6 protein-coding genes are annotated in these 5,897 nt (G+C 58.4%); 5 read left to right on the plus strand and 1 reads right to left on the minus strand.

Going from position 1 to position 5,897, the window contains the following annotated elements:
* Positions 1 to 434: 434 nt before the first annotated feature.
* Genes cbiB through LQZ21_RS14750 form a run of 5 tightly spaced genes read left to right on the plus strand, consistent with a single transcriptional unit; the run spans position 435 to position 5,185 of the window.
* Complete coding sequence (cbiB, locus tag LQZ21_RS14730) at positions 435 to 1,406, plus strand: adenosylcobinamide-phosphate synthase CbiB (RefSeq protein WP_411045338.1); 972 nt, start codon at positions 435 to 437, stop codon at positions 1,404 to 1,406.
* 8 nt (positions 1,407 to 1,414) lie between these two features.
* A complete protein-coding gene (gene cobD / locus LQZ21_RS14735; protein ID WP_411045339.1) occupies positions 1,415 to 2,512 on the plus strand; it encodes a threonine-phosphate decarboxylase CobD in 1,098 nt (365 codons plus the stop codon).
* Positions 2,494 to 4,017 carry a cobyric acid synthase gene (locus LQZ21_RS14740; RefSeq protein WP_411045340.1) on the plus strand — a complete coding sequence of 508 codons (1,524 nt, stop codon included), beginning with the start codon at positions 2,494 to 2,496 and terminating at the stop codon, positions 4,015 to 4,017. Before cobD ends, LQZ21_RS14740 begins: the two co-directional genes overlap by 19 nt.
* A complete protein-coding gene (locus LQZ21_RS14745) occupies positions 4,014 to 4,538 on the plus strand; it encodes a cob(I)yrinic acid a,c-diamide adenosyltransferase (protein WP_411045341.1) in 525 nt (174 codons plus the stop codon). The genes LQZ21_RS14740 and LQZ21_RS14745 overlap by 4 nt, the downstream gene beginning before the upstream one ends.
* Positions 4,535 to 5,185 carry a precorrin-8X methylmutase gene (locus LQZ21_RS14750; RefSeq protein ID WP_411045342.1) on the plus strand — a complete coding sequence of 217 codons (651 nt, stop codon included), beginning with the start codon at positions 4,535 to 4,537 and terminating at the stop codon, positions 5,183 to 5,185. Before LQZ21_RS14745 ends, LQZ21_RS14750 begins: the two co-directional genes overlap by 4 nt.
* Before the next feature lie 125 nt (positions 5,186 to 5,310).
* Here LQZ21_RS14750 and LQZ21_RS14755 read toward each other — a convergent pair.
* Positions 5,311 to 5,897 (minus strand): PD-(D/E)XK nuclease family transposase (locus LQZ21_RS14755; protein WP_411045343.1); only part of this gene is annotated, 587 nt, incomplete at its 5' end.

A 5,897-nucleotide genomic window follows, 5' to 3' on the forward strand; every position in this document is an offset into this window, starting at 1 on the left:
AGTCCATTCTTCCCTCTCCTCTCTCCTAACTCCTCTCTTAATCCCCCTTCTTCGTTCGTGTGGTTCGTGTCGTTCGTGGTTAACCCTCTTCCCTTCTTCGCCTTCTTCGCCTTCTGCGCCTTCGTGATCGAATTCTCTCTTTTATGCCTCCTTCGCGGTCGAATTCTTCCCTCTTGTTCGTGAGGTTTGTGTGGTTCGTGGTTTTTTTCTATTTTTCCTCTCTCCTCTCTCCTCTCTTAATCCCCCGTCTTCGTTCGTGTGGTTCGTGTCGTTCGTGGTTAACCCTCTTCTCTCTTCCCTTCTGCGCCTTCTGCGCCTTCGTGGTCGAATTCTCTCTTTTATGTCTCCTTCGCGGTAATACCGATATTGCGAAAAAACAGGCTTTAAAGTAAGCTCGTCATGGGAGGCCACGCGCCGGCAAGGAGGTAGAGGGGATGGTTTTTCTTCTGGGCCCCGCGGCTATTGCCCTGGGTTTTTTGCTGGACCTCCTCCTGGGGGATCCGCCGGGCATACCCCATCCGGTCCGGGGAATGGGTTTTTTAATAGACCGGGGAGAATCGATCCTCCGGCGGCTTTTGCCCCATAACGAGCGGGCGGCCGGGACCCTGCTGGTCGTCCTGGTTACGTCCGTAAGTCTTTTCCTTTCCGGGGCCCTGCTCTTTTTTGCCTATGGGCAGAGCCCCTGGGCAGGGTTCACGGTGGAAGTTTTCCTGTGCTGGCTGGCCCTGTCCGCCCGGTCCCTGCAAACGGAAAGCATGAAGGTGTACCGGCAGGCGGTCCGGGAAGATCTGGCGGGGGCCCGGCAGGCCGTATCCAGGATCGTCGGCCGGGATACCGCGGACCTCTCCCTGGAGCAGGTGATCAAGGCCGCGGTGGAAACCGTGGCGGAAAACCTTTCCGATGGCGTGATCGCCCCCCTGTTTTTTTTGGCCCTGGGCGGCCCCCCCCTGGGGATGGTTTACAAAGCGGTTAATACCCTGGATTCCATGATCGGGTATAAAAACCGCCGGTATATGATCTTCGGCAGAACCGCCGCGAAGCTGGATGATCTTGCCAACCGGCTGCCCGCCCGCATATCCGCCCGGCTTATGATCGCCGCGGCGGCCATCCTGGGCTATGACGCGAAAAACGCCGCCCGGATCTACCGGCGGGACCGGGGCCTCCATGCCAGCCCGAACAGCGGACATCCGGAATCGGCCTGTGCCGGCGCCCTGGGCATAGCTCTGGGGGGGAACGCCAGCTATTTTGGGGAGCTGCATGAAAAGGCGGTATTAGGGGATGCCTCACGGCCTGTCAATGCCGGGGACATAAAATCCGCAATCCGCCTCATGTATGGGGCATCCCTGCTGTTTCTGCCCGCAGCCTGTTTAGTCAGGCTGGTCATCGGTTTTGTTGCGGCGCGGTAGGGGGTGGTATGTACCATGATCATGGCGGTGATATTTACGTTCCCCGGCATATCCCCGGCCCCGGCTCTCCGGGGCTCCTGGATTTTTCCGCCAATATCAGTCCCCTGGGGCTGCCCCCGAGGGTCGTGGAGGTGCTTACCAGGGAGGCCCGGAATTTTGACCGTTACCCCGATCCCCGGTGCGGGGAACTGCGGGAGGCCCTGGCAAAACATCACGGCCTGGAGGCGGACCGGATCGTATGCGGCAATGGGGCCGCGGATTTGATATACCGGATCGTATACCGGGTAAAACCAAAAAAGGCCCTGGTCATGGCCCCCTCTTTTTCGGAATATGAAAAAGCCCTGAGAGAAGTGGGATGTGTTGTCGAACGGTACGAACTGACCTATCCCCATTTTCGGGTGGATGAAACAATACTGGGGAAGATCCGTTCCGGTACGGACCTCGTGTTCTTCTGTAACCCCAACAACCCCACGGGCCTCCTGGCCGACCCGGAATTGGTGCGGCGGATCTCCCAACGCTGCGGCGATGCCGGCGCCCTCCTGGCGGCGGACGAATGTTTTAACGAACTCCTGGACGACCCCGCCGCCCATACCCTGCTTGGCGGCTTGCCCCGCTCTCCCCACCTCATCATCCTCAGGGCCTTTACCAAGCGTTACGCCATGGCCGGGCTCCGGCTGGGGTATATTCTCTGCGGCTCCCCCGAAATCGCCCGGACTATCGCCGAAACCGGGCCCCCCTGGAGCGTATCAACGCCGGCCCAGCGGGCGGGGATCGCGGCGCTTCAAGAAACCGCCTATATGGAGGAACTGCGGCGTATGGTAAAAGCCGAACGGACCATGATGAAAGCCGCCCTGGCGGACCTGGGCTTTGAGGTCTTGGGGGGCGAGGCCAATTACCTTTTTTTCAGACTCCCCGGTGCGGCGGCCGGGGCCGGGTTTTTCCACGCCCTTTTGGACCGGGGGATCCTGGTGCGAAGCTGCGCCAACTATCCGGGGCTGGACGACTCCTATTACCGGATCGCCGTAAAAAGCCCCGCCGAAAACAGGACCCTCATCGCTGTTTTGCGGGATATGCAGAAGGAGACCCCATGGCAAAAACCATCATGATCCAGGGAACCGCGTCGAATGTGGGCAAAAGCCTTATGGCGGCGGGCTTATGCCGGATCTTTAAACAGGACGGTTACCGGGTTGCACCCTTTAAGTCCCAGAACATGGCCCTCAATTCCTATATCACCCGGGAGGGGCTTGAGATGGGCCGGGCCCAGGTGGTCCAGGCGGAAGCCGCGGGGATAGAACCCCATACGGATATGAACCCCATCCTGCTCAAACCCACCGGCGATACCCGATCCCAGGTTATTGTCCAGGGAGAGATCCTTGGGGATCAGAGCGCGGAGCATTATTATTCCCATAAAAAAGCCTTTGAACCCAGGATCCGGGAGTCCTTTGAGCGGCTTTGCCGGGCCTATGATATTATCGTCTTGGAAGGGGCCGGAAGCCCCGCGGAGATAAATCTTAAAGAACAGGATATGGTCAATATGTACATGGCCCGGCTGGCAAAGGCGCCGGTTTTGTTGGTAGGGGACATCGATCGGGGCGGGGTCTTCGCCTCCCTGGTGGGCACCCTGTTTTTATTTACCCCGGAGGAGCGGGATTTTGTTAAAGGGGTGGTGATAAATAAATTCCGGGGTAGCCGGGCCATTCTGGAACCGGGGCTGCGCCAAATGGAAGGGCTCATTCATAAACCGGTTTTGGGGGTGATCCCCCATATAAAAATCGATATTGACGACGAGGACAGCCTCACCGAACGCTTCACCGGCGCCCCCCAAAACGATCCCTCCCGGCCGCCCCTGGCGGATATCGGGGTGATCCGTTTTCCCCGGATCTCCAACTTTACGGATTTTAATGTACTCAGCCGCCTTCCGGGGGTAAGGCTTCGGTATGTGGACGCCCCTGAAAAGCTCGGAAATCCCGGCCTGATCATCCTCCCCGGTACCAAAAACACCATGGGGGATCTGCGTTGGCTGGTGCAAAACGGCCTGGCCTCCGGCATACGAAAATTTGCCGAAGGGGGAACGCCGGTATTCGGTATCTGCGGGGGCTACCAGATGTTGGGCCGTACCCTGCGGGACCCCCATGGGGTTGAGGGGGGGGGAACCATGGAAGGTCTCGGCCTGCTGCCGGTAACCACCGTCTTTGAAAAGGAAAAAACCCGGACCAGGGTCCAGGGGACCTTTGCCGCGCTGGGGGGCATCCTCAAACCCCTGTCCGGGATGGACCTGGAAGGGTACGAGGTACACATGGGGATAAGCGAGGGGGAAGCCGGCGGAACCGGGTATCTCGCGGACATCCGGGACAGCAACACCGGCATTGCCAAGCAAGACGGCCTTTATAGCGGGAATGTGTACGGCTCCTATATTCACGGGCTCTTTGACGCCGGTAACATCGCCCAGGCCCTGGTCAAAGCCCTCTCCGGGGATACGGAAGCGGTCCCAACCGGGACGGAAAGCGGTTGGAAGGCATATAAAGAGAAACAATACGATACCCTGGCGGATTGCCTGCGGACCCACCTGGATATGGAACGGGTGTATCAAATCCTTGAGGAGGGGATATGAAAAACGGTTTAATTCATCTGTATATCGGCGATGGTAAGGGTAAAACCACCGCCTCCCTGGGACTATCCCTCCGGGCCGCGGGCAGGGATAAAACCGTGGTATTCGCCCAGTTTTTAAAAACCGGAATCACCGGGGAACTGGCCCCCCTGGAAAAGCTGGGGATTCGGGTGATCCGCTCCACGGTAAAGCTGGGTTTTACCCACCGGATGGATGATGCCGCCCGGACCCGCTGCGGGGAAGAGCAGCGGTGTATCCTGGATCTGGTTCGGGAAGCCCTAGCCGCCGCGCCGGTGGACCTCTTGGTCCTGGACGAGGTACTCGACGCGGTAAACATCCGGATGCTGGATGAGGGGGAATTCCGTTTCCTGGTGGAAAACAAACCCCCGGAACTGGAACTGGTTCTTACCGGTCGGAACCCCCCCCCATGGCTCGTGGACCGGGCGGATTATGTTTCGGAAATAAGAAAGATCAAACACCCCTTTGACCGGGGAATAACGGCCCGGATAGGTATAGAGAAATGAAAACCCTCGGTCCCGAAGAAATCGAAAAAAAGAGTTTTGAAATTATCGCGGAGGAATTAAAACAGCGGCGCCGGGAGGAGGGCCGCCCGGAACGGCCCCCCGCCGAAGAAGCGGTCCTCAGGCGGGTGATCCACGCCACCGCTGATTTTGACTATGATAAAACCCTGGTTTTTACCCACGATGCCGCCCGGATCGGGGTGGAACTGCTCCACGCCGGAACCTGGGTGGTTACCGACACCCAGATGGCCATGGCGGGGATCAACAAGCAGGTCCTGGCCCGCTACCACGGACAGGTCCACTGCTTTATGGCCGACGAGGATGTGGCCGAAGCGGCAAAAGCCGGAGCTACCACCCGGGCCTCGGCAGCGGTAGACAAAGCCGCCTTATTGCCCCCTCCCCTGATATTTGCCATCGGCAACGCCCCCACCGCCCTCATACGGCTCCACGAATTGATCCGCCGGGAACAAGTTCTCCCCAAACTGGTCATCGCGGTCCCCGTAGGCTTTGTCCATGTGGAAGAATCCAAGGCCCTCTTCGAAACCGCCGCCATCCCCTGCATCATCGCCCGTGGCAGAAAAGGCGGCAGCCCCATAGCCGCCGCCATAATCAATGCCTTGCTGTATCAGGCCCCGGAAGAAAAGAAATAGAGAAGAGAATTCGACCACGAAGGCGAAAAAGGCGAGAAGGGAAGTAAGCATTAAGAATGAATTCCTTTCTTTTCTTCTTCGCCTTCGCGGTTAAATTTCCTTAAATGGTATCTGTCACTGTGCCCTCACAGCCCGGCAATTTCATCCGGGGAAAGCCCGGTAACTGCGGCTATTTTTTCGACAGGGTCCCCGAGCGCTTTCAGGGCTTTTGCAATTTCCTGCATACCTTCCCGCCGGCCTTCCCGTTTTGCCTGAACGACTTTGCTCTGAGTGTCTAATTCGTACTTGTATTCGCTCATCAGCCGCGCCCGTTCTATCTCGTCCTTGCTGATCGTGATTAATACTTCACTGGCCATGGCTATTCCCTCCTCCCTCGCTATAATTTCGTTGATTATTCGCCGCTTGCTCTTGTCCGTCAGGTACCGGAAGTACACTGCCCAGAGCTCCGCCCCCGTCATCTCCTTCACGGGCTTTTGCACCACCGCCTCTACCTTGGACAACTCCACCGTGATGATCCGGCTCCGGCCTCCCAGGGAGACGCCCCGCTCCGGATCGTAGTACTCAAAACAGTGGAGAAAGGACTCGTCCGGGAAAAACCGGCCCTTCGCCAGAATGGCGATCTGGTAGGCCGCCTGCAGGTCGTCGTAGGTTTTGTCCTTTCCCCGGATGTCCTGGCCGGTGAATAATTTCCCCGCCAGGAACTCAAGGCGGA

Origin of the sequence: Treponema sp. TIM-1 (genome assembly GCF_046533115.1) — a bacterium.
Taxonomy (GTDB): Bacteria; Spirochaetota; Spirochaetia; order Treponematales; family Breznakiellaceae; genus JAIRMO01.